Source organism: Aliiglaciecola sp. 2_MG-2023 (genome assembly GCF_030548145.1).
Lineage (GTDB): Bacteria > Pseudomonadota > Gammaproteobacteria > Enterobacterales > Alteromonadaceae > Aliiglaciecola > Aliiglaciecola lipolytica_A.
Window position 1 is genome coordinate 266,006 of record NZ_JAUORY010000003.1, and the last position, 22,770, is coordinate 288,775.

Annotated in this window: 23 protein-coding genes; 13 read left to right on the plus strand and 10 right to left on the minus strand. The window is 41.7% G+C overall.

Annotation, left to right across the window (positions count from 1 at the left end; translation table 11 throughout):
- Nucleotides 1–73: 73 nt before the first annotated feature.
- Entirely contained in the window at nt 74–946 is an 873-nt protein-coding gene (gene tsf, locus Q4567_RS05010) for a translation elongation factor Ts (RefSeq protein WP_216049918.1), read from the minus strand.
- A gap of 149 nt (nt 947–1,095) precedes the next feature.
- On the minus strand, nt 1,096–1,827 hold the full coding sequence (rpsB, locus tag Q4567_RS05015) for a 30S ribosomal protein S2 (RefSeq protein ID WP_216049917.1): 732 nt from the start codon (nt 1,825–1,827) through the stop codon (nt 1,096–1,098).
- 338 nt (nt 1,828–2,165) lie between these two features.
- On the opposite strand from rpsB, the gene map reads away from it, so the two are divergent.
- The 3 genes from map (at nt 2,166) to dapD (ending at nt 6,577) form a co-directional block, all read left to right on the plus strand.
- Entirely contained in the window at nt 2,166–2,957 is a 792-nt protein-coding gene (map, locus tag Q4567_RS05020; protein WP_303499583.1) for a type I methionyl aminopeptidase, read from the plus strand.
- Between the two features lie 162 nt (nt 2,958–3,119).
- The gene (gene glnD, locus Q4567_RS05025) at nt 3,120–5,765 is read left to right on the plus strand and encodes a [protein-PII] uridylyltransferase (protein ID WP_303499585.1); all 2,646 of its coding nucleotides are present in this window, start codon (nt 3,120–3,122) and stop codon (nt 5,763–5,765) included.
- Complete coding sequence (gene dapD / locus Q4567_RS05030) at nt 5,753–6,577, plus strand: 2,3,4,5-tetrahydropyridine-2,6-dicarboxylate N-succinyltransferase (protein WP_216049914.1); 825 nt, start codon at nt 5,753–5,755, stop codon at nt 6,575–6,577. The genes glnD and dapD overlap by 13 nt, the downstream gene beginning before the upstream one ends.
- A 434-nt stretch (nt 6,578–7,011) precedes the next feature.
- On the opposite strand, the gene Q4567_RS05035 is transcribed toward dapD, so the two are convergent.
- The 4 genes from Q4567_RS05035 to Q4567_RS05050 all read right to left on the minus strand — a co-directional run bounded on the left by Q4567_RS05035 (nt 7,012) and on the right by Q4567_RS05050 (nt 9,333).
- Entirely contained in the window at nt 7,012–7,521 is a 510-nt protein-coding gene (locus Q4567_RS05035; RefSeq protein ID WP_216049913.1) for an HD domain-containing protein, read from the minus strand.
- Between the two features lie 249 nt (nt 7,522–7,770).
- Nucleotides 7,771–8,226: a flavodoxin domain-containing protein gene (locus Q4567_RS05040; RefSeq protein ID WP_216049912.1), complete on the minus strand. Its 456-nt coding sequence runs from the start codon at nt 8,224–8,226 to the stop codon at nt 7,771–7,773.
- A gap of 22 nt (nt 8,227–8,248) precedes the next feature.
- Nucleotides 8,249–9,004: a tRNA pseudouridine(65) synthase TruC gene (gene truC / locus Q4567_RS05045; RefSeq protein WP_216049911.1), complete on the minus strand. Its 756-nt coding sequence runs from the start codon at nt 9,002–9,004 to the stop codon at nt 8,249–8,251.
- Between the two features lie 2 nt (nt 9,005–9,006).
- Nucleotides 9,007–9,333 (minus strand): YqcC family protein, encoded by a 327-nt coding sequence (locus tag Q4567_RS05050; RefSeq protein ID WP_289847928.1) that lies wholly within the window; start codon nt 9,331–9,333, stop codon nt 9,007–9,009.
- 142 nt (nt 9,334–9,475) lie between these two features.
- On the opposite strand from Q4567_RS05050, the gene Q4567_RS05055 reads away from it, so the two are divergent.
- Entirely contained in the window at nt 9,476–10,513 is a 1,038-nt protein-coding gene (locus Q4567_RS05055) for a DUF3549 family protein (RefSeq protein WP_303499586.1), read from the plus strand.
- A 9-nt stretch (nt 10,514–10,522) separates the two neighbouring features.
- Complete coding sequence (locus Q4567_RS05060; RefSeq protein WP_216049908.1) at nt 10,523–10,834, plus strand: DUF3301 domain-containing protein; 312 nt, start codon at nt 10,523–10,525, stop codon at nt 10,832–10,834.
- A gap of 11 nt (nt 10,835–10,845) precedes the next feature.
- Here Q4567_RS05060 and Q4567_RS05065 read toward each other — a convergent pair whose 3' ends face one another.
- The gene (locus Q4567_RS05065; protein WP_303499587.1) at nt 10,846–11,982 is read right to left on the minus strand and encodes a DNA alkylation repair protein; all 1,137 of its coding nucleotides are present in this window, start codon (nt 11,980–11,982) and stop codon (nt 10,846–10,848) included.
- 34 nt (nt 11,983–12,016) lie between these two features.
- Entirely contained in the window at nt 12,017–13,033 is a 1,017-nt protein-coding gene (locus Q4567_RS05070; protein ID WP_303499588.1) for a LysR family transcriptional regulator, read from the minus strand.
- A 106-nt stretch (nt 13,034–13,139) separates the two neighbouring features.
- Here Q4567_RS05070 and Q4567_RS05075 point away from each other — a divergent pair, with 106 nt between their 5' ends.
- The 7 genes from Q4567_RS05075 (at nt 13,140) to frdD (ending at nt 19,489) form a co-directional block, all read left to right on the plus strand.
- Nucleotides 13,140–14,366, plus strand: a complete 1,227-nt coding sequence (locus Q4567_RS05075) for an acyl-CoA dehydrogenase family protein (protein WP_303499590.1) — start codon at nt 13,140–13,142, stop codon at nt 14,364–14,366.
- A gap of 119 nt (nt 14,367–14,485) precedes the next feature.
- The gene (locus tag Q4567_RS05080; RefSeq protein ID WP_216049904.1) at nt 14,486–15,187 is read left to right on the plus strand and encodes a histidine phosphatase family protein; all 702 of its coding nucleotides are present in this window, start codon (nt 14,486–14,488) and stop codon (nt 15,185–15,187) included.
- Between the two features lie 35 nt (nt 15,188–15,222).
- Nucleotides 15,223–15,972, plus strand: coding sequence for an SDR family oxidoreductase (locus tag Q4567_RS05085; protein WP_216049903.1), 750 nt, complete (start codon nt 15,223–15,225; stop codon nt 15,970–15,972).
- A 247-nt stretch (nt 15,973–16,219) separates the two neighbouring features.
- Complete coding sequence (gene frdA, locus Q4567_RS05090) at nt 16,220–18,004, plus strand: fumarate reductase (quinol) flavoprotein subunit (protein WP_303499591.1); 1,785 nt, start codon at nt 16,220–16,222, stop codon at nt 18,002–18,004.
- Nucleotides 18,001–18,720, plus strand: coding sequence for a succinate dehydrogenase/fumarate reductase iron-sulfur subunit (locus tag Q4567_RS05095; RefSeq protein ID WP_216049901.1), 720 nt, complete (start codon nt 18,001–18,003; stop codon nt 18,718–18,720). Before frdA ends, Q4567_RS05095 begins: the two co-directional genes overlap by 4 nt.
- Entirely contained in the window at nt 18,717–19,100 is a 384-nt protein-coding gene (locus Q4567_RS05100) for a fumarate reductase subunit C (RefSeq protein WP_216049900.1), read from the plus strand. Before Q4567_RS05095 ends, Q4567_RS05100 begins: the two co-directional genes overlap by 4 nt.
- Nucleotides 19,097–19,489 carry a fumarate reductase subunit FrdD gene (gene frdD, locus Q4567_RS05105; RefSeq protein ID WP_252729365.1) on the plus strand — a complete coding sequence of 131 codons (393 nt, stop codon included), beginning with the start codon at nt 19,097–19,099 and terminating at the stop codon, nt 19,487–19,489. Before Q4567_RS05100 ends, frdD begins: the two co-directional genes overlap by 4 nt.
- 24 nt (nt 19,490–19,513) lie before the next feature.
- On the opposite strand, the gene Q4567_RS05110 is transcribed toward frdD, so the two are convergent.
- A complete protein-coding gene (locus tag Q4567_RS05110) occupies nt 19,514–20,515 on the minus strand; it encodes a prenyltransferase (protein WP_216049899.1) in 1,002 nt (333 codons plus the stop codon).
- A 139-nt stretch (nt 20,516–20,654) separates the two neighbouring features.
- The gene (locus Q4567_RS05115) at nt 20,655–21,392 is read right to left on the minus strand and encodes a dienelactone hydrolase family protein (protein WP_303499592.1); all 738 of its coding nucleotides are present in this window, start codon (nt 21,390–21,392) and stop codon (nt 20,655–20,657) included.
- A 203-nt stretch (nt 21,393–21,595) separates the two neighbouring features.
- Between Q4567_RS05115 and Q4567_RS05120 the strand changes: the two genes are divergently transcribed.
- A complete protein-coding gene (locus tag Q4567_RS05120; RefSeq protein ID WP_216049897.1) occupies nt 21,596–22,765 on the plus strand; it encodes a benzoate/H(+) symporter BenE family transporter in 1,170 nt (389 codons plus the stop codon).
- The last annotated feature ends 5 nt before the right edge of the window (nt 22,766–22,770 follow it).

The following is a 22,770-nucleotide window of genomic DNA, read 5'->3' on the forward strand; positions in this document are numbered from 1 at the left end:
ATAAAAAGGCACCTCATTTTGAGGTGCCGATAGTTTATATGACATTGGCTTTACGCAAAAGCGAAAGGCTCAATTATTTCTTAGCAGCTGCCATTTGTGCAGCAACTTCAGCCGCGAAATCTTCTTCTTTCTTCTCGATACCTTCACCAACTTCGAAACGAACGAAGTTAATCACGTCAGCACCTTTAGATTTCAAAAGTTGACCAACAGTGTTAGAAGGATCTTTAACGAAAGGCTGACCTGTCAAACTAACTTCGCCAGTGAACTTCTTCATACGGCCGATAACCATTTTTTCAGCGATATCAGCTGGCTTGCCAGATTGCATTGCGATTTCAAGTTGAATTTCTTTTTCTTTCGCAACAACTTCTGCAGGTACATCTTCAGGCTTAACGAATTGTGGGCTAGCCGCTGCAATATGCATTGCAATGTCTTTTGCCAAATCTTCATCACCGCCATTCAAAATAGCGATTACGCCGATACGACCACCGTGCACGTATGCACCTAGGTTGTCGCCTTCAACAGAAATAACACGACGAGGAGAAATGTTTTCGCCGATTTTTGCTACTAGTGTGTCACGAGCATCAGCAACAGTAACGCCATCGATTTCGCTGCTATTTAGCGCATCCATGTCGTTAATTTTGTTTGCAGAAGCTACATCAACTAATTTGTTAGCAAAAGCTAAGAAACCTTCGTCACGAGCAACGAAATCAGTTTCACTGTTAATTTCCATCATAGTTGCTACACCGTTAGCAACTTTAGTCATGATCACGCCTTCAGCTGCAATACGACCTGCTTTTTTAGCCGCTTTTGCTTGACCAGATTTACGCATATTTTCAATTGCTAGCTCGACATCACCGTCGGTTTCTACCAATGCTTTTTTACAATCCAACATGCCGGCGCCGGTGCGCTCACGAAGTTCTTTTACTAGGGCTGCTGTCACTGCCATTTTGGTTTCCTCAGCATTTATAAATAGTTCTTAACTTAAGAAACAGGGGCCGTAAATAATTACCGCCCCTGATGAGATGTTTGCCATTCTATTGAACTAACGTCACAAAAAAATGACAAGGCCGCGACAAGAAAGTCGCGGCTTTTTAATTACTCAGCTGCTTCAACGAAATCGTCTTGCTCAGCTTGTACTTCAAGGTTTTGCTCGCGACCTTGGCTAACAGCATCAGCTGCAGCGTTTAAGTACAATTGAACCGCACGAATAGCATCGTCGTTACCAGGAATGATGTAATCAACACCATCTGGATTAGAGTTAGTATCAACTACTGAAATAACTGGGATTCCCAAGTTACGTGCTTCAGTGATTGCAATGTGCTCGTGATCTGCATCAACAACGAATAAACAGTCTGGAAGACCGCCCATATCTTTGATACCACCTAAGCTACTTTCTAGCTTGGTCATTTCACGTTGAAGCATTAATACTTCTTTTTTGGTCAACTTTTCGAAAGTGCCATCTTGAGACTGTTGCTCTAGCTCTTTCAAACGCTTGATTGATTGACGAACTGTTTTCCAGTTAGTCAACATTCCACCTAACCAACGCTTGTTAACATAGAATTGGTCACATTTCTGTGCTGCTTCTTTAACTGCGTCGCTAGCTGCGCGTTTAGTTCCTACGAAAAGAACTTTACCTTTTTTAGAAGATACACTACTAATGTAGTTCAATGCTTCATTAAACAAAGGTACTGTTTTTTCAAGGTTGATGATATGAACTTTGTTACGAGCACCAAAGATGAAAGGTTTCATTTTTGGGTTCCAGTAACGAGTCTGGTGACCGAAGTGCACGCCCGCCTGGAGCATGTCACGCATAGATACGTTTGCCATTATTAATTTCCTCAAATTGGGGTTAGGCCTCCATACATCCCATCTATCGATCCGTTCAGGCGGCAAACCCGAAACAGACACCCCGACAAATGTGTCGATGTATGTGTGTTATTTAGTTAATTTCGCTTTAATTCTAAGCACTAAAATAATGCTATTGAATTTGCGGTGCGCTTTATACCATGCGGGCCTACTTCACGCAAGTAAAAAGGGCTATATCTGCATGTTGGTCATTGCAAATGAAGTAAACCGGCAATTCTTTTTGTCATCTATACATTTTTAGGCTTAAAAGATACAATTCGCCTCATTATTGCTTTGAGTTATTTTTTTAGGATGCAAAATTGACAATCACGATTAAAACTCCAGATGAAATTGAGAAAATGCGAGTAGCGGGTAGATTAGCCGCTGATGTTTTACAAATGATTGGCCCCTACGTTAAAAAGGGTGTCACCACTAATGAACTCAATCAAATCTGTCATGATTATATTGTCAATGAACAGCAATGTATTCCTGCTCCTTTGAATTATGGGCATCCTCCCTTCCCAAAATCTATTTGTACTTCGGTCAATCATGTTATTTGCCATGGCATTCCTTCAGACAAAAAGTTAAAAGACGGAGATACCATCAATATTGATGTGACTGTGATTAAAGATGGTTATCACGGTGATACATCAAAAATGTTTGTGGTAGGTAAACCCAGCATTTTAGCTGAGCGCTTAATTAGAGTGACCCAAGAATGTTTGTACAAAGGCATTGAACTTGTAAAACCAGGGGCACGATTGGGCGATATTGGACATGTCATTCAGCAACACGCAGAAAAGCACAATTATTCCATTGTGAGAGAATATTGTGGTCATGGTATTGGTGCAAACTTTCATGAAGAACCACAAGTGGTTCATTATGGCCGACCTAATACCGGCGTTGAATTGTTAGAAGGCATGTGTTTAACCATTGAGCCAATGGTTAACGCCGGTAAACGTTATTCGAAGATCCTGCCTGACCAATGGACTGTGGTTACCAAAGACCGTAGTTTGAGCGCACAGTGGGAACACACTTTATTAGTCACCAAGGATGGTGTGGAAATTCTCACTCTTAGAGACGACGAAACCATTGATAGAGTGATAAGTCATTAATTCAGTATGTTTTTACTTATGAATAATGATTATGACTAACGTGAATTAGTTATTTGCTATACCACTGCGCTTAATGGACACTTTGATTTTATAATATAAATTGTATTTGTTCGTGTTTGCATTGCGTCTCGTTGTCTAAAACAGCTTTTAGAGGTACTACATTTGTCATTAGATCAGCTCATTGAAAATATCCAGAAAATTACTGACATAAATGACATTAGCAGTTTCAAAAAATGTGTAACTGATAGCGTAGATTGGTTATCTCAGGAATTCACAAAAGTGCCGGTTGACCAACTGGTTCACGAAAGAGCTGTTTTCATCGATGCTTTGCTTTTGCGTGCTTGGAACTTGGTTGGTCTAAATGATCAAAAAGGTTTAGCCTTAGTTGCCGTTGGTGGTTATGGCCGTGGCCAACTTCAACCGCACTCTGATGTGGACCTGCTGATTCTCAGTGATAAAACCATCAATGCTAAGTTGCAAGAAAAAGTCAGTATTTTCATCACCTTCTTGTGGGATATCAAGTTAGATGTTGGTCAGTCTGTACGCACAATCAAAGAAACCTTTAATTTAGCCAAGGCAGACACCACCATAGCAACCAACTTGGTTGAGTCCAGATTACTGGTAGGCAGCGAATCCAGCTTTGAAACCTTGCAAAAGAAGATAAAAGGCAAAGGGTATTGGTCAAGTAAAGATTTTTTCACTGCCAAATATGAAGAACAAATAGAACGTCACAGAAAATTCAACGACACCTCCTATAACTTAGAACCAAACGTTAAAGAAAATCCAGGCTGTTTGCGGGATATCCAATCTATTGGTTGGGTAGCTAAACAACACTTTAATGTTTGGAATGGCCATGAATTAGTTGACCACGGTTATTTCACCGAGGGTGAATGGGCAGAGCTAATTGAATCTCGCTCTCATCTCTGGCAAATTCGATTTGCGTTACATTTGATATCAGGTCGCAGTGAAAACCGGCTATTATTTGATTATCAGACCGACGTAGCAGAACGTCTAGGTTATGGTGAAGGAAAACAAGCTGTTGAAAGAATGATGAAGTCATTTTTTCGAACTGTGCGAAGAGTGTCTGAACTTAATGGCATGTTACTGCAATATTTCAAACAAGATATCTTAGAGTTAAAGGTTAAAAAGCATCACCTTATAGATGACAATTATGAGTTATTAGATGGCTTAATCAGTCCGCTGCATGACGACGTTTTTAAATCCCCCGAAGATATCCTGTCATTTTTGTTATTAATTGCCAATACGCCAGATTGCACAGGGTTGCACTCTAGCTGTTTACGTCAACTTCGCAATGCGCGCAGAAAGTTTAATAGCCAATATTATTGTGAGATACCTGAATGCCGTAAATTGTTTATGCAACTTATGCGACATCCTAACTTCTTTGGGTTGGGCTGGGATTTAATGCATAAACACGGAATCCTTCAGGCATATCTGCCACAGTGGGATAATATTGTAGGCATGATGCAATTTGACTTGTTTCATGCGTACACTGTGGATGAACACACCCATAGACTGGTTAAACATGTTTATAGTTATCACAGTGACGAAAACAGAGAATTCCCCCGCTGTAAAAAGATCGTGAGGGAAACGGATAAGCCAGAACTCTTATACTTAGCCGCTATTTTCCATGATATTGGTAAAGGTAGAAATGGCGATCACTCGGTATTAGGGGCAGCGGATGTGGTCACTTTTTGTGAGTCTCATGGCATCGACGGGGACGACGCTGAGCTAATTCGCTGGTTGGTAGAAAACCACCTTCTCATGTCAGTAGTTGCCCAGCGTAGAGATATCTATGATCCTGAAATTATTGGTGAATTCGCTCGAGCAGTAAAAAGTCAAAATCATTTAAAACATTTATACGCACTGACGTTAGCAGATATTCGCGCAACCAATAATAATCTTTGGAACGATTGGAAAGCATCACTAATTAGAGAATTGTATTTGTTAACACAAAAAGCCTTGGACAATGGGCTGCAGTGTGGCATTACCTTACTTGAAAGAGTGAATAAACATCAAATAGAAGCCAGAGAGATGCTGAATAAGCAAGGGGTCACTGCGGCTGAGATTGATCAATTTTGGCATCGTTTGAATAATGACTATTTTGCAAGGTTCAGCCCGATGCAGTTGGCTTGGCATGCAAATGAAGTAGCAAAAGCAGAAAGCAAAGACGAAAATAGTTTAACCATTGCGCTAAATGATACAACCGCAAAAGCTGGAACTGAGCTACTAGTTTATGGTAAAAACCGTCCTGCACTTTTTGCACAAATTGCGTCAGTTTTAGATAGCCGAAATTGTTCGATTCACGATGCCCAAATTACCATCACCAATGATGGTTATGTATTCGATAGTTTTATCCTGTTAGAACAGGATGGTTCACGAATATCGTCTCCTAGTCGATTAAAAAGTTTAGTGGAAGCGATAGAAGACCAACTTGCTAAACCGGGCAGAGAACACAACAACAGACGTAAAATGTCACGTCGTATGAAGCAACTAGACGTAGCCACCAAAGTTCGCTTTTACCAGAGTAACTCCGAAGTCACTATGGTAGAGCTTGAAGCATTGGATGCCCCTGGATTACTAGCCAAGGTCGGCCACCTATTTGTAGAGCTAAATTTAACGTTACACATGGCAAAAATTTCAACCATTGGTGAGCGTGCAGAAGATTTGTTTATTATTGCCAATGAACAAGATCAGGCCCTTACCACTGAGCAACAAGTTCAACTTAAAAAACGATTAACCCAATTATTAGATCAACCCTCAACTAGCGGTGAAGCATGTCAGAGTTAAAAAACCAAATAGAAGCAGCGTTTGAAAATAGAGCTTCGATTACAGCAGCGTCAGTAGATGACGCAACAAAACAAGCGGTCATTAGTGCCATTGAACTATTAAATTCTGGCCAAGCCAGAGTAGCAGAAAAGATAGCCGGTGAATGGGTTGTTCATCAGTGGCTTAAAAAAGCAGTTCTGTTGTATTTCCGTATTAATGACAATGACGTTATTGAAGGCGCAGAGAGTCGCTTTTTTGACAAAGTTCCATTGAAATATTCAGACTACACTAAAGCACAATTTGAAGCTGAGGGTGTACGTATTGTTCCACCAGCGGCAGTTAGAACCGGATCTTTTGTAGGCAAAAACGTAGTAGTAATGCCGTCATATATAAACATAGGCGCTTTTGTTGACGAAGGCACTATGGTTGATACTTGGGCGACTGTGGGTTCTTGTGCACAAATAGGTAAGAACGTACATTTGTCTGGCGGTGTTGGAATAGGTGGTGTTTTAGAGCCATTGCAAGCTAACCCAACCATTATTGAAGACAACTGCTTCATTGGCGCACGCTCGGAAATTGTTGAGGGTGTGGTTGTTGAAGAAGGCAGTGTTATTTCAATGGGTGTCTACATTGGCCAAAGTACCCGAATTTACGACCGCGAAACAGGCGAAGTCCATTATGGTCGAGTTCCTGCAGGCTCAGTAGTTGTGTCTGGTAGCTTACCGAGTAAAGATGGCAAATACAGTCTATACGCAGCAGTCATCGTGAAGAAAGTAGATGCTCAAACTCGTTCAAAAGTTGGTATCAATGCACTATTGCGTGCCGCTGAATAGTCTTAGCCAACAAACATAATTTGGTTAGAAGGCAACCAATCAACCCTGTAAACACCATGTTTTACAGGGTTTTTTTATACTTTTTCAAAATCACCTTCCCCTTTTTTGTCCCTCGATTTACTTGGACATCCATCGATATGCGGGACGATTTACATGGACACCCACGATTTACATGGACACCCATGATAAAAGCCATTTACATGGACAGGCATGATTTACATGACAGGCATATATATTGAGTTTACGGATTTACATGGACGGCCATGTTTAAAGTACTAAACATAAGCACAAAACAAGCAGATTTAAGATTTACATGGACACCCATGATAAACGTGAATTTACGTGGACAGGCAGATTAGCCATTTACATGGACAGGCATGTTTAAAGTACTAAACATAAGCACAAAACAAGCAGATTTAAGACGATACTCTGGGTTAATTTTCGCTGGGTGTTTCTAGTAATTTGTCGAGTTCTTCCCACAATTCATCACACAGACCTTGGCGATATGCGGATGCACGAAAAACGGGGTGCTCACCACGATAAACAATTAACATTCTTGAATTCTGATCTTTTAAGCTGGTTTTTACATTTGATAGGCGGTCACATACTTTTACAATCAGCGCAAGTTCAGTTTCGCCAGAAACCTTAGCCATCTTCTGATAGGTTTTCTTTTTACGTTCTTGCCGATTCCGGCCTTTTTCATCGGTGACAATTGCAACACAGCTAGCAATTAGTTTACCAAACTTTTCTTCGATCTCTTCGATGGTTGTCGAGGTATCTTCTACCACATCGTGCAAATAAGCGATCACTTCAGCATCTTCGCCAAAGGCCTTCGCTTTTTCAGCAACTTCGTCTAAATGATACGAATAAGGATGTTTGCCATATTTTTGGTCACCATGTGACTTAACTGCAAACTCTCGCGCTTTAACTTTTTCTTTCAGCATAAATACTAAATGTCCCCCCAGCAAAGTTAGCGATACAACTCGCTCTTTGTAACAAAATTAAACCAATAGAGCTGAAATTTAGTATACGGCTATTTTTGCTTAAAAAGAAAGCGCTCTGATTAAATCAATGTTTACAGGGAAGCCTTGGCTTTAGATATACAAAGATAATCTGGAATTTTTTAAATTTGCTTAAAAATTCCAGTTACCTTTAATTGTGCGTATTTCTCTAGGATTGGGATTATTACAGTATTACTGGGAAGCTATAAGTTTCGGCAAAATACTTTCTATCCAAGGTAAAACCTCTGCTTCAGGCTCTAAAGTTTCCATAACATCTACAATGAAAAGATCGGCGACCGGTTGCCCTTGAAGCTCAACAAGCACCTCAAATATTTGCTTACCCGCGCCACAAAAGCTATCACTGTAACTACTATCACCTAAGCCAACAACGGCAAAGGGTTTTTGATCCATCAATGGCATAGTGTCTTTCATATCCATGATCAAAAACTCTAAGTTCGGTGGTAAGTCCCCTTGCCCGGTTGTTGAGCTGATAAAAATCACTGATTTGGTTTGTTTAAAATTATCTAAGGTTCCATCAATAAAGAGTTCTACATTGTGTCCCTTTTCGGCTAACATTTCCTCTACTTGCTCTGCAACATGCTGAGCATTACCGTATACAGAGCCCACAAAAATTCCCACGTCTACCATTGTATAATGTTCCTCAGATTGACTAACTTCCATTCAGGTTAGTTAGTTGTTGTAGTTGATTGAGGTCTAGGCCCCATTGTTCAATTATAGCTTTCATTCTTATATCAAATTGACAGCTAATTTTCAGCGTATTTTGTGTTATTGGATGAGTAATAATCATTTCACTGCAGGTTAATCCTAAACCTGCCAAGCCAAATTGGTCCCTTATAAACGCGTTTTGCTTGCCATCGCCATGTGTAGTATCGCCAACTATCGGGTGACGAATATGCGCCATATGCCTACGTAACTGATGTTTTCGGCCAGTCAAAGGATGCAGTTTAACGAGTGAATAACGAGCAGTTTGATAACGACCAACTGCAAAGGGTAACTCAAATTTGTGCAAACATTGATAGTCGGTAATAGCATCTTGCGCAGGTTTGTCCTGTCGCGCTTTTTTATCAGCAATTTTGTCCAATTTTTCTTTTAGTGGATAATCAATTCTGCCGCTATCAGGACAGTATCCACGCACAATTGCAAAGTATGTTTTAGCGATGTGTTTGTGGGTGAATTGTTCGGTTAAGATTCTCGCAATGTCTGATGATAAAGCAAATAACAGCACCCCCGAAGTGGGCTTATCAAGACGATGAACAGGAAAAACATGCTGGCCTAGCTGATCACGAAGTAATTGCATAGCAAACTGTGTTTCATGGCGATCAATCATACTGCGATGGACTAATAACCCGGCAGGCTTATCAATTGCTACTATGTATTCATCTTGATATAAAATGCTCAAACTCATGACTACGACTTACCTTCATCAAACAATAAATCTATTTTTTTAACAGCGTCAATGATCAAAGGAAAGGTTTCTTTGCTCAGTGTGATTTGAATCACTGGAGAAATGGCAATAGATGCAGGTAACGGCTGACCCGTTTCAATTAGTATTTTCATTTTGGGAATGAATACAAACTGCAACCACTGCTCTATTTTGAGTGTATCAACCGCAAATGGTAGTTCACTATTTAACGCTTCTTGTGTGGGCGCACTATCCGACCAAAGTTGCTCTTGTTGCATTAGGATTTCTAAATTCACTAGATGCTTGAATAATTCATTATGCAGGATTGTCATGACGATTGATTTGGCACTACCTTAGACGGGTTAATCATTTTGAGTCGCTTATTTATTTGTGATTTCTTTTTAATAGCCACACAAAAAGATATACTCTGCAACTTCACATTTAGCACACTCAACATATTACCCTAAACTGATTATGAGCAAGCACGAAATTTCTTCTATTAGTGAATTTTTACTCCACGCAGGTACTGATTATCGCGTATTCGATATGGGAAGAACCATTCGAGAGATTCCTAGTCAACAATTTTTAGAACAAGAAAATGGTCAAATTAAGCCCGCTTACACCAGAGCACAGCACGCTTGGTTTGGAATTGTTTTTTGGGATAAAACCCGCTCCGAGCAACAGTATATATGGTTTGTGAAGTTACCCACAGATGAAAACGGACTGATTGTTAGCGCCTGCCGCAATCACTTTTTACAGATAATTGTCGATGCTTTAGGCGCTGAATTAGAAAACGCCGACAAAAAAAATGGTCAACTACCTGATAACCCCTACTCGTTTATTCCTAATCAAAATCAAATAGCGGATTTCAACAGCAAAAGTAGAGGCGTTTTATCTTTAGGGAAATCACAGTATTTTGAAGCAGCCAAAGCATATATTAGCTCACCAATGGTGATTGATTGGCAGAGTATCGCGCTGCAAGGTTTAGCAGATTTAGTGGCCGATATAGACTCACCAGAAATACACAGCAATATATGCCGACATTTTTCCCACTTCCCGGAGCAAGTGCAGTATCAATTACTGATCAGTATGGAGAATTACCCCCTACCTGATACTTGCGTGCTAACCATTTTGTCGTGGATGAAGCAACATTCAGAAGATGAAATAAAGTGGCAGCACGGCTTACGCGCCTTGTCGCAGACAACTAACTTAGATCAAGTGGCGGCAACCATTAATAAAGTATTAGAGAGTGAGATGGCCAATAGTCACAATATCTTGGTGATTATTTCAGGTCGCCTTTGGCATTATTTGAATAACCAGAATCAGTTACTTAGTTTTTTTGAAAAAGTGGCTGAAGCAGATCCCAATTTCGATTTATTTATGGGAATTTTTCAAGACTTAGTACAATTGCCCGAATTGCGCGAGCAAGTGTTACAAATGTTACGAAATCCAAATAAATCTGAAACCTTATCTATAGCCGTCGGGCATCTATTCTCAGCCCATAAAAATTAGGATTAATGAATGAATTTTAATCTCACAGATATTTTAGTTCTATTCATTATCGCAGCGATAGCGTTTCAGTTTTGGCGGATACGTGGCATTTCAGAACAAGCGAAAGTCTATTTAGAAAAATATTGCGAAATAAACGGCCTGCAATTAATTAGTATTGCGCGAAGCAAAACCAAAGTGATTTTTCACAAGGCTAAACTAGATTGGTATACCGAATTTTCTTTTGAATTTTCCAGCACTGGCGAAGAACGTTACTTAGGTTTACTGAAAATGCGCGGAGTTAGCGTAGATGATGTGAATGTACCTGCTTATAGAATAAGTTAACAATCGAGCCCCTACTGGGTATCCATTTTTAGTTCAAAACTTTTCAGCGCAACACTCACCCCGTTAATTATCACTTCGATTTTGTGAATTCCTGGGTAATACCTTCGGGTGGTTATCGCCTTAAAAGGATGAGATTTAGCCAGTAACAATGGCTGTCCATGTTCAAGGGTGATACTTTTCCATTTAAATACTTTGGCTTTTAGTTCACCATTCGCTTTTTGATGATGGATTGCAAAATCAATCATTAACAATTGTTCTTTAACCGATTGCCCGTCTAAATGCAGCGAAAAATGCAGTTTTGAGCCAAATTCAACTAGATTCTGCTCAACTTCTAATTTCACAAATTTCAATTTAGGGGGAAAATACCCAAGATTTTGCAACGCTATTGGATGCCCCTGTTTAAGCAAGGTTCTGCCTGCATGGCGAATGAGTTTTTTGCGGTTGTGATTTGCACCTTCACTCCATATTTTCAACGTAGTAGCCACTAAATCTGGATGGTCTTTGGCAATATCATTCAAATTATTTGCCACAGAACGACGAACGTACTCTTCTTTGTCGTCTTTTAATTTTTCTACTAAGCCAATTATTGGTTGCGGGTTTTGAATAAAGATAGGCAGTTGCATCCCCCATGGTAAACGCGGCCGACAGCCTTCAGAGGCTAGTCGTCGAACATGGTGACTCTCATCTTCACACCATTCAACTAATTTGCTAAGCGTCCTTCCAGGTTTGCTCAACAAAAAGTGACGTATACCAAACTCCGACGTAAATCGTTGCGTAAAGGCATGGAATAACGCCATTGACGTGTCAAAGTTCTCTTGCCCATAAACCCCTACATATTCAGCCATCGGCATTATCGCCCAGCCGTTTAACCCTAGTAACAAGTCAGAATTTTCAGATAAATCACTATTATGTTCGGCGGCTAAGCTTTTGCGCATAATCTGAGCGGCATGTTCGAAGTCATCGGGTAAAGTATCTTTCATCGCCTGCATGATCTGGTTCGAACGTTGTTTCAATTCTAAATGGGCCAAATTTTTCGATGCAACTTCGATAAAAAGCGCACAATCGAATGCCTCAAAATGCGCTGAAAAATGATTGGCCATATGCGCAATGAGATCATTGTTAAATAAATTTTTCAGGGGTTCAGGCATGACTCATCCAAGCTATGTGTTTATGTTTACGGATTTAGGCTAAAGGTTGATTATTATCGACCATTATTTTATGCACCGCTTCTCGAAACCAGCGCAGAGCTAAGTCATCTTCTGTATTTTGGTGCCAATACATGTGGGTAGAAATAAGCGGCATGTCAAATGGCACCGCCACTGATACCAAACTACTGTCCAGTAAACGAGCGCCTATAGAACTAGGCAGTGTTAACAAAAATGGCGACCCTTTAAGTATCTCCTTGGCAGCATAATAATTCTGACAACGCACCGACACCTGCCGAGTAAAACCTTGTTCTTGGAACATAAAATCTTCTAAAACGGCTCCGGTTGGACGATGTGAAACGCTAATGTGCTCAGCCGAAAAGTATTGTTCTTGACTGATACGCTGTTTTAACAGGCTATCCTGACCGTGGCCATCTAGTTCGACCCTACTAACCTCAGCGCTATTCACCTTAGAGCTATCAATATGAGTAGATGTAAACAAGGGGTGCAGCCTGTCCATCAAAATCATAAATTTATCATTGCGAACGTTTTCATGACGAATCGGCGGCTTGAGTGGCATCGCAATATCAAAGGCCAAATCAAACTGTCCTGAGGTTAACGCTTTAGACAGCTGATTACGTTCTACTTTCACACTGGCAAAAGTAATATTCGGCGCTTTTTCAAACAGTATTTTGGCAATACTCGGTAAAATGGTGGGCTCAAGGGCATCATGCATAGCAATGCGAAAGTGATGTTCACTGGTGAGTGGATCAAACTCCCCCCACTGCTGCAAAATTTGTCTCAGACGGCTCAAGTTATCAATAATTAACGGCGCCATTCGTTTACATGCGGGGGTTGGCATCATTTTATTTTGGCTTCGTTCGAACAAGGGATCTTGCAAACAATCACGTAACCTTTTAACCGCATGACTCACTGCTGAAGGCGTGATATTCAACCTATCGGCTGTTCTTGTCATATTTTGTTCCAGATACAGACTTTCAAATACTTTCAGTAGATTTAAGTCTAACCTTTGAATTTGCTTTATTTCCGCCACACTCCACCATGAATTAAATTCATACAACCAATTAAGTATATTTCATTTCATTCAGATGACAACAGTGTTTATGCTAGATAAACACGTTAATTATTCGGAGACAATTATGCATTTCGAACACAGTCAAAAAGCACAAGATTACCTTGCTCGCGTAAAAGCCTTTATGCAAGAACACATTTATCCCATCGAGAGCAAGATCTACGCGGAAATGGAAGAAATGAATCCCGCTGGTGATTGGAAAAACTGGAAGCTTCACCCGGATGTTGAAAACTTAAAAAAAGAAGCTAAAAAACAAGGGCTTTGGAATTTATTTCTACCGGACGATAAATTAGGCAAAGGACTGAGCTGCTTAGAATACGCTCCCTTAGCTGAAGAAATGGGCCGAGTCCCCTTCTCCCCTGAAATTTTTAACTGTAATGCTCCAGACACGGGCAATATGGAAGTGCTTTACCATTTTGGTTCTGAGGCACAAAAACAAAAATGGCTAACTCCTTTGTTAGCTGGCGAAATCCGCTCTGTTTTTGGCATGACTGAGCCTGAAGTGGCGTCTTCGGATGCAACCAATATGGCGGCGACCATAGAGCTAGACGGTGACGAAGCGGTAATTAATGGTAAAAAATGGTGGAGCACCGGCTTAGGCCATCCTAATGCCAAAGTTACGGTCTTTATGGGCTTATCCAATCCTGAAAATGACCGGCATGCCCAACACAGCATGGTATTGGTTCCCCTTGATACTAAAGGCATCGAAATTAAACGCATGCTAACCGCTTATGGCGATTACGATGCTCCTTATGGTCATGGTGAAATGCACTTTACCAATGTTCGCGTACCCAAAGAAAATATCATCATGGGCATGGGTAAAGGTTTTGCTATTGCCCAAGGTAGACTTGGTCCTGGCCGCATACATCACTGCATGCGCGCTATCGGTATGGCGGAAAAAGCCCTTGAGCTGGCCATTTTACGTGGACAGTCACGTCAAGCATTTGGAAAACCAATTATAAAATTGGGAGGCAACCAAGAACGCATTGCAGAAGCACGCATGGCAATAGATCAAGCTCGCCTGCTAACCTTAAATGCAGCGTGGAAAATAGATGCTGTGGGCGTAAAGAATGCCATGACAGAGATATCAGCGATAAAAGTGGTTGTGCCTAGAATGCTGCAAAATGTTGTTGATATGGCCATCCAGTTTCATGGTGGTGCAGGCATGTGCAGTGACTTCCCTCTTGCGCGTTTTGCTGCCGGGGCTCGTTCACTCAGACTTGCAGACGGTCCAGATGAAGTGCATCAGGGTATGGTGACTCGCATTGAGCTTAAAAAGTACTTGAACAAGTAAGCTTGTCCTACTTGGTTAATGTAAGTATCTAAGATACTAAGGGAATACACTAGGCTATAAGCTTGATGATACCATCAAGCTTATTTGATGCTTTGAACAACGATTTAATAGGATAAAATTTGACAGCCATTTATTTAATTAGACATGGCCAAGCCTCTTTTGGCCAACAAAATTACGATAAGCTTTCGGATGTCGGACATCAGCAAGCTAAGCTGTTAGGTAATTCATTACAGACTCGGATAGGCGACTTTGATAAGGTGTTTTTAGGCAGTATGTTACGGCATAAACAAACCTTACAAAATTGTTTGTCTGGGATGTCATCCGTAGTTGATGAATCGAATTGGAATTTCGATGCCAATTGGAATGAATACGATCATAACGACATAATTGCCCAAATGGGGCCGGAGTTTACTGATGCACCTTCAGTTAAAAACTGGTTATTAACCCAAAACAATCCAAAAGCAGCCTTTGAGAAATTATTCAACGACGCCATGAATCGCTGGATGTCAGGCCAACACTGTGAGGAATATGTCGAGTCATGGGAGCGATACCTGAATCGCATAAAAGGTGCGTTAGAAAATGTGATTAACAACGCAAAAGGTGCCAAAAAAGTAGCGGTTTTCACCTCCGGTGGACCGATTTCGGTGGTTAGTCAATATTTGTTAGGAATCCCGCCAAGCAATGTAATGCAAGTAAATTGGACCTTGGTAAACTGCGGTATTACTAAGTTAGTAAATACCCAATCTAGAGTATTTTTGTCTACCTTAAACGACCATAGTCATTTCGAAGGTCAACATAAATCTTTAATCACCTATAAATAATTTTTAATCATGAAACTCAAAAACATAGGCCAATTATGAGCAGAAAAAACATATTAATTACCGGCGCCAGCTCAGGCTTAGGTAAAGGCATGGCCATTGAATTTGCCAAAATGAACCGAAATTTGGCACTTTGCGCTCGCCGTATTGAGCGATTAGAAGCATTAAAACAAGAACTACTCAGTATCAACCCAAATATCACCGTCTCAATCAAATCGCTAGACGTAGACAACCATGAACAGGTATTCGAAGTATTCAACGAGTTTCATCAAGAATTGGGACAATTAGACAGAGTGATTGTTAATGCAGGAATGGGAAAAGGAGCTGCCATAGGTACGGGATACTTTCACGCCAATAAGCAGACAGCCATCACCAATTTCGTTTCGGCATTAGCACAGTGTGAAGCTGCAATGGCAATATTCAGACAGCAGAATAGCGGCCATTTAGTGACCATTTCATCGATAAGCGCGATTCGTGGAGCACGAAGAGCGATGAACGTTTATGCCGCCACCAAAGCCGGACTAAGTTCACTCACTGAAGGAATCAGAATTGACGTTTTGGATACCCCCATTAAAGTATCCACCGTACACCCTGGTTTTATCAAAAGTGAAATTAACGAAAAAGTTAAAAAAGTCCCCTTTATTGTAGATACAGAAACCGGCTGTAAAGCAATTATCAAAGAGATAGAAAAAGAAGGCGCAAACAGCTACGTGCCTAAATGGCCTTGGGCAGTCATTCGGCCAATTTTGAGCATAGCTCCACTGAGCTGGTTAAAGAAAATGAGTTAAACAACGAGCAAGCTATGGCTTGCTTTGTTCATTATGATCGCGGTCTGCCAAAAACACCCAGTCTCCTCCCCCACATAATGCCCCTAAACAAGACCACTAAATAAAATTAATTGATCAAGGTCATTATTTAGTCGTTTAACAGTATTAACCACAGTTTATTTATGGTTATATTATCTACCTAGAGATATCACCTTTTAGCGAATACTTGTTTTGGGTTGGATAACAAATCTATAGGGAATGGGACCAAATGAAATACCAAGATTATGATGTACTTATCGTTGGAGGTGGCGGTGCGGGGTTACGAGCCAGTATTGCTGCAGCTGAGCAGGCACAAGCAGCCGGTCTTAATTTAAGTATCGGTTTAGTTTCCAAAGTTTATCCTATGCGCTCGCACACTGTTGCGGCAGAAGGTGGAGCAGCGGCCGTTACCCGTGAAGATGATAGTTTTGCCGCGCACATTGAAGACACTGTCGCAGGTGGTGACTGGTTAGCAGAGCAATCTGTAGTCGATTACTTCGTGCGCCATGCTCATCAAGAATTAGTGCAATTGGAACACTGGGGTTGCCCTTGGAGCCGCAGAAAAGATGGTTCAGTGCAAGTTCGTCGCTTTGGCGGCATGAAAATAGAACGCACTTGGTTTGCAGCCGATAAAACCGGCTTCCACATGTTACATACGTTATTTCAAACCTCCTTACGCTTTAATCAAATCCAGCGTCTAGACGAATTTTTTGTGCTCGATTTGTTAGTCAATGATGAACAAATTTCGGGCATTGTCGCCTTGGAAATCGCCACAGGTGAATTGCATTTTATTCGAGCTAAATCGGTTATTTTGGCAACCGGTGGTGCAGGAAGACTATTTCGCTTCAACACCAATGGTGGCATTGTAACCGGTGATGGTATGGCACTTGCCTATCGTCATGGTGTGGCGCTGCGCGACATGGAATTTGTGCAATACCATCCCACCGGCCTGCCAGGTTCAGGAATACTGATTACTGAAGCCTCACGTGGTGAAGGTGGCTTAATGCTCAACAAACAGGGCTACCGTTACCTGCAAGATTACGGTTTAGGTCCGGAAACACCTGTAGGTGAGCCTAAAAATAAATACATGGAACTGGGGCCTAGAGACAAACTGTCACAGGCGTTTTGGCATGAACAACAGGCAGGACGTACTGGCCGCTTCGGCGACAGTGACGTTGTCTATCTTGATTTACGGCACCTCGGAAAAGCCTACTTACACGAACGCCTTCCCTTTATATGTGAGCTGGCAAAATCCTATGTCAATGTAGACCCAGTCAAGGAGCCTATACCGGTGCGCCCTGCGGTGCATTACACCATGGGCGGGATCACCACCAATGCCAAGTGTGAAACCTCAATAAAAGGACTCTTTGCCGGCGGAGAATGTGCTTCGGTTGGCCTGCATGGGGCTAACCGCTTAGGTTCCAATTCGCTCAGTGAGTTATTGGTATTTGGCCGTCTAGCCGGCGAGCAAGCGGTAGCATTTAGTCAAAAGCGAGAACTCACGCCCTCAGCTGATTTAGAAGCTCAGTTTGAAGTTCAACAACAACGTATAACCACATTGCGTAATCAACAAGGTCGAGAAAGTTGGGTAGCGATAAAACGGGAGTTATTAAAAACCATGGAACAAGGCTGTGGAATTTATCGCGATCAAGCAGGATTACAGCAAACGCTGAACACCATCCGAGAGCTCAAAACACGCTATCAACAAATAACAATCGCAGATAAAAGCCTTGGCTACAATACCGAGCTATTGCAGTGTATCGAGCTTGGGTTTGGTATAGATGTGGCTGAAGCAACCTGCTTAGCGGCGTTATTGCGCCGTGAATCTAGAGGTGCTCACCAGCGCCTTGATGAAGGTTGCACCCAGCGTGACGATGAGCAGTATTTACAACATAGTCTGGTTTATTATCAAGCCAATGGTGATGCGCATTTAGCTTGGCAGCCGGTTGATATTTCGTTATTACCACCAGCAGCAAGAGCCTATGGTGATGCAGGCAAAGGAGTCTCATCATGAAAACGATCAGTATAGCTCGCTATCTACCAGAAACATCTCAAAGCCCTTTTGTTCAACAATTTAACGTTCCCGTTGACGACAGCACTTCGGTGCTTGATGCCCTCAATTACATCAAGGAAGAGCTAGATCCTTCATTGAGCTTTCGTTGGTCTTGTAGAATGGCGATTTGTGGCTCATGCGGACTTATGGTCAACGGTGTTCCGAAACTAGGCTGCAAAGTATTTTTACGTGACTACCACGACGAAGTAGTCATAGAACCGCTAGCCCATTTGCCGGTAGAGCGGGACTTAATAGTGGATATGGATGCGTTTTTAACTCACCTAGAAGCGGTCAAACCCTATCTTATTGCCGATGATAAAAACCCCACTGAAGCGAACCGACAAACGCCCGCGCAAATGGCCAAATACCAGCAGTTTTCCGATTGTATCAACTGTGGACTATGTTACGCGGCCTGCCCACAATTTGGCTTAAATCCTGAATTTTTAGGGCCTGCAGCGATTACCCTAGCACATCGTTATAACCTAGATAGTCGTGATCATGGAAAAGCGCAACGAATGCCTTTATTGAATACCGAGGAAGGCGCGTGGAGCTGCACCTTTGTCGGCTTTTGTTCAAAAGTCTGTCCGAAAAATGTAGATCCCGCGGCAGCAGTCAATCAATCAAAAGTTGAATCAGCTAAAGACATGATTATCCAATTATTTAAGGGGAATTTATGACTTATCGCACAACGCTTTCTCGAACCTGGTGGTTAAAACACAATGAGTTTAAAGCTTATATGTTGCGCGAAGCGACAGTATTGCCCCTCACGTTTTTTATCTTGTGTTTAGTCTCTGGCGTTTACTGTTTATGGCAAGGTGAAAGTCAATGGACCAACTGGCAAACCGCAATGGGCCAACCTTGGGTGCTAGCCCTAAACGCATTAGCCTTGTTTGCCAGTCTATTTCACGCATGGACGTTCTTTCAGTTATTTCCGAGAGTCATGCCGATTCGTATTGGTCAAATAAGCGTACCAGCCAATTTGTTAATAGCAGGGCAATGGGCTGGCGTACTATCAGTCATCGTTTTATTTAGCTGGTTATTTTGGGGAAGTTTATGAATGTTCAAACACCTATGAAAGAGACAAATACCTCTTCAAAACCCCAGCGCAGTAGTGAACCTGTGTGGTGGGCATTATTCAGCGCTGGCGGTGTTTGTTTTGCAGTATTTATTCCCGCGGCAATCCTATTTTTCGGTCTACTGCAACCTATAGGACTGATCGAATTTAGCTATTCGCAAGCTCATAATTGGTTTTTCAGTTTTTGGGGACTGATGTTTAGCGGCGCCTTTATCATTTTGCCAAGCTTCCATGCAGCGCACCGGATTCGCCACGGTTTACACGACCTAAAAGTGCAACACCATGGACTCATCAAAGTGATTTGTTATGGTGTTGCCAGTTTAATAGGCGTGTTAACCCTTGGAATTTGGCTAACGGGTGTGATTGCTTAAGGGCCTTTTTTTAGGTCTAATCGCTTATAAATTGAAACCCGCAATAATATTTTCAAGTATTAACATCACTAAGAAAAACAAACTGAACTTACGTGTATATTGAAACGCGTTAGGCGCAAACCATAGCGGCCAGACTTCTTTTCGAAAGCCATCAGGCATGCTAGTTGGCCGCTCGTGATTAAACACTTTGAATGTGTGGATAAGGGTAGGTACGGCCAATAACAAGACCAAAATACTGATACCAATATAACCACTCAAATAAATATACGCGGCCAGAAAATACTGAGACAACAACATAAATTGAACGGCTTTTCTTGCGTAAGTAGAACCTAATAATACTGGTAATGAATAAATGCCTTTGCTTTTATCCATATCCATTTTATCGATATGTTTACCAAAAATAACAGCCGTGGGTGCTAACGCATACAAAGTACCAATTAACATGGCTGCTACGCTCCACTGTCCACTGCTGACATAATAAGAGCCCCCTACCATTAATGGCCCCCAAACAATTAATACCGATAACTCTCCTAACGCCAGTTTTTTCAACGGCCAAGTGTAAAACAGCACAAAAAACGCACCTGCGAGCAGTAACCACAGTACATCAATGCCGCGCAGATAAATGATGACAAACCCACATGCAAGGGCTAACGCGCCAGTTACTGAGATGTATCCCATCAACTGCTTTTTGGTTAACAGTCCACTTTCTAACACATGAGTACCATATTGGGTGCGGAAGTAATTTCCTTTGTCCACACCTCTAGCCGAATCTGTGTAGTCATTCAGCAAGTTATTGGTAGCATGAGCCAACACTAAACCTATAATACATAAAACAGCTAAGCCAAAATCCACCGTAGCAGTACTCAATGCCAACAAAATGCCAATAATGGCAGAGGTAAAACTCATGATTGTGACTGAAAAGCGGCTCGCCACCAGCCATTTAGTCAATATATTTAAACCATCCCAGCATGTTTTATCAACCTGAGGCACTGTTCGGAGAGCTTGAATCCATATAGCTTGTGACATTGTCATCTCTTTTTGAGTTGTGAGTTTGATAAAGTTGGCGCAGTGTATTGGTGCAAACCGAAACTGCTCAATACAATAGTAAAAAAGTACCCTTTGAGTATCTAAAGTTTATAACCGAAAAACAACCCTAAAATAGCCGTCAATGCAGTACCCGCTGAAATAAGGCAACCGCTTGTTGATACATTTGTAAAGCTAAAGCACCGTCATAACGATCACCTTCGTCTCGCATAAACGCGTGCACACCATTGACTTCACACCACTGATAATTAATCCCAGTTGCGATGCATTGCTGGTAAATGGTGAGCCTTCCTTGATTTGGCACATGAGGGTCTTGTTTACCCCAAATGAAGTGAATTTCGCCTTTTATATCTGCCATTCTAGCCAGACTTTGCTGTTCCGGTTCAGCACTCAAAGCATTGTTATGGATATCAGTAGCGTACAAACAAAATGCCGCTTTTATGGCAGGGTTAAGCGCCGCGCGATAGGCCAGATGCCCGCCGATGCATACTCCCATTGCGCCGACCGCGTTAGAGCAGTAAGTAGCTGAGTGAATAAAATCCAGCATAGCTAGAGTATCGCTATCGTGATCTATCAAGGGTTTTTTGGATTTATCTTCATTACCTTTATCTTTGCCAATATCGTCATATTCTAATACCGTTCCAGCAGGATTAAGCTCATGAAAAACCTCAGGCACAATGACCACAAAACCATGGCAGGCCATGATTGCCGCGGATCGACTTATGGGCGCTGTTTGCTGAAAAATCTCTGAATAAAAAATAATCGATGGATACACGCCCTCGTCACATGGACGATAAATATAACAACGCATTTTGCCCGTGGCGGTGTTTAAATCGATGGTTTCTTTTTGTATTTGCATGATTGTTTACAACCTTATTTTTGCTCAGATGATTTTTAGCTAGTTTTTATATAACGCGTTTATTCAGAGCCCCACCTTACCAAAACGGATTAGGTGAAGTAGAGCAATCATAACGTTATTTTTTCGAAAAGTGCGAAATACAACTTCCCTTGTGAGCAAAACCCACGTATAAAATGTATACATTTATAAATTTGTATACATTTATGTTTCATAAAATCATTCAAGACAGTTCTTTATCTGCTTTTATTGCCGGCTTCATTGCCGTTTTAGTCGGGTTTGCAAGTGCAATGGCGATAGTTTTTCAAGCAGCCATTGCATCAGGAGCGAACAATCAGCAACTGGAATCTTGGGTATGGGCATTAGGATTAGGCATGGGGCTGAGCACCCTAGGGTTATCACTTTGGTACAAACGCCCACTTATTATTGCTTGGTCTACACCGGGTGCCGCCTTACTGGCAACAGCTGTGATGAATAGTGATATAGCCACCGCAACAGGTACCTTTCTAATGGTGGGTGTCCTGATTACCTTAGTGGGGGTGACTGGCATTTTTAATAAACTGGTTAAACTCATCCCGCTTTCTGTCGCATCTGCCATGTTAGCCGGTATTTTAATGCAATTTGGGCTCGGATTATTTGCTGCAATAGACCAACAACCAGCGTTAATTATTACCATGTTAGTAGTTTATTTATTGGCCAAACGCTTTATTCCAAGATACGCCATTCCCCTTGTATTATTAATTGGCTTAATCTTTTGCATTTTTAATCAAACCATTGAAACACAGAGTCTTTCCTTTGAATTTGCCACACCTGTTTGGGTGTCACCAAGTTTCTCTTTAGCGTCAATGATCGGCATTGGCTTACCACTGTTTATAATTACCATGACCTCACAAAACCTGCCTGGCGTGGCCATATTAAAGAGTAGTGGATACGAGCAACAACCCATTTCGCCAATCATCACCACCACGGGGATCACCACCCTTTTATTTGCCCCTTTTGGTGGTTTCACCTTTAGTATCGCCGCCATCACCGCTGCTATTTGTACCAATGAAGAGTCTCACCCTTCGCCAGATAAACGCTATATTGCTGGCATATCTGTGGGCATATTCAATATAATTGCTGGGGTGTTAGGGACTGCGGTGGTGGGCTTATTTGCCGCGTTCCCACAGGCACTCATTGCCGGTTTAGCAGGGATAGCACTGCTAACTGCCATAGCCGCGAGTTTAAAAACCGCATTAGATTATGATAGAGAAAGAGAAGCGGCCGTTTTAACCTTTTTAATGACAGCCTCGGGTATCAGCTTTTTTGGCGTCGCCTCTGCATTTTGGGGGATAGTGGTAGGTATGTTAGCTCTGCATCTAACTAAAAGAGTGTAATTGAG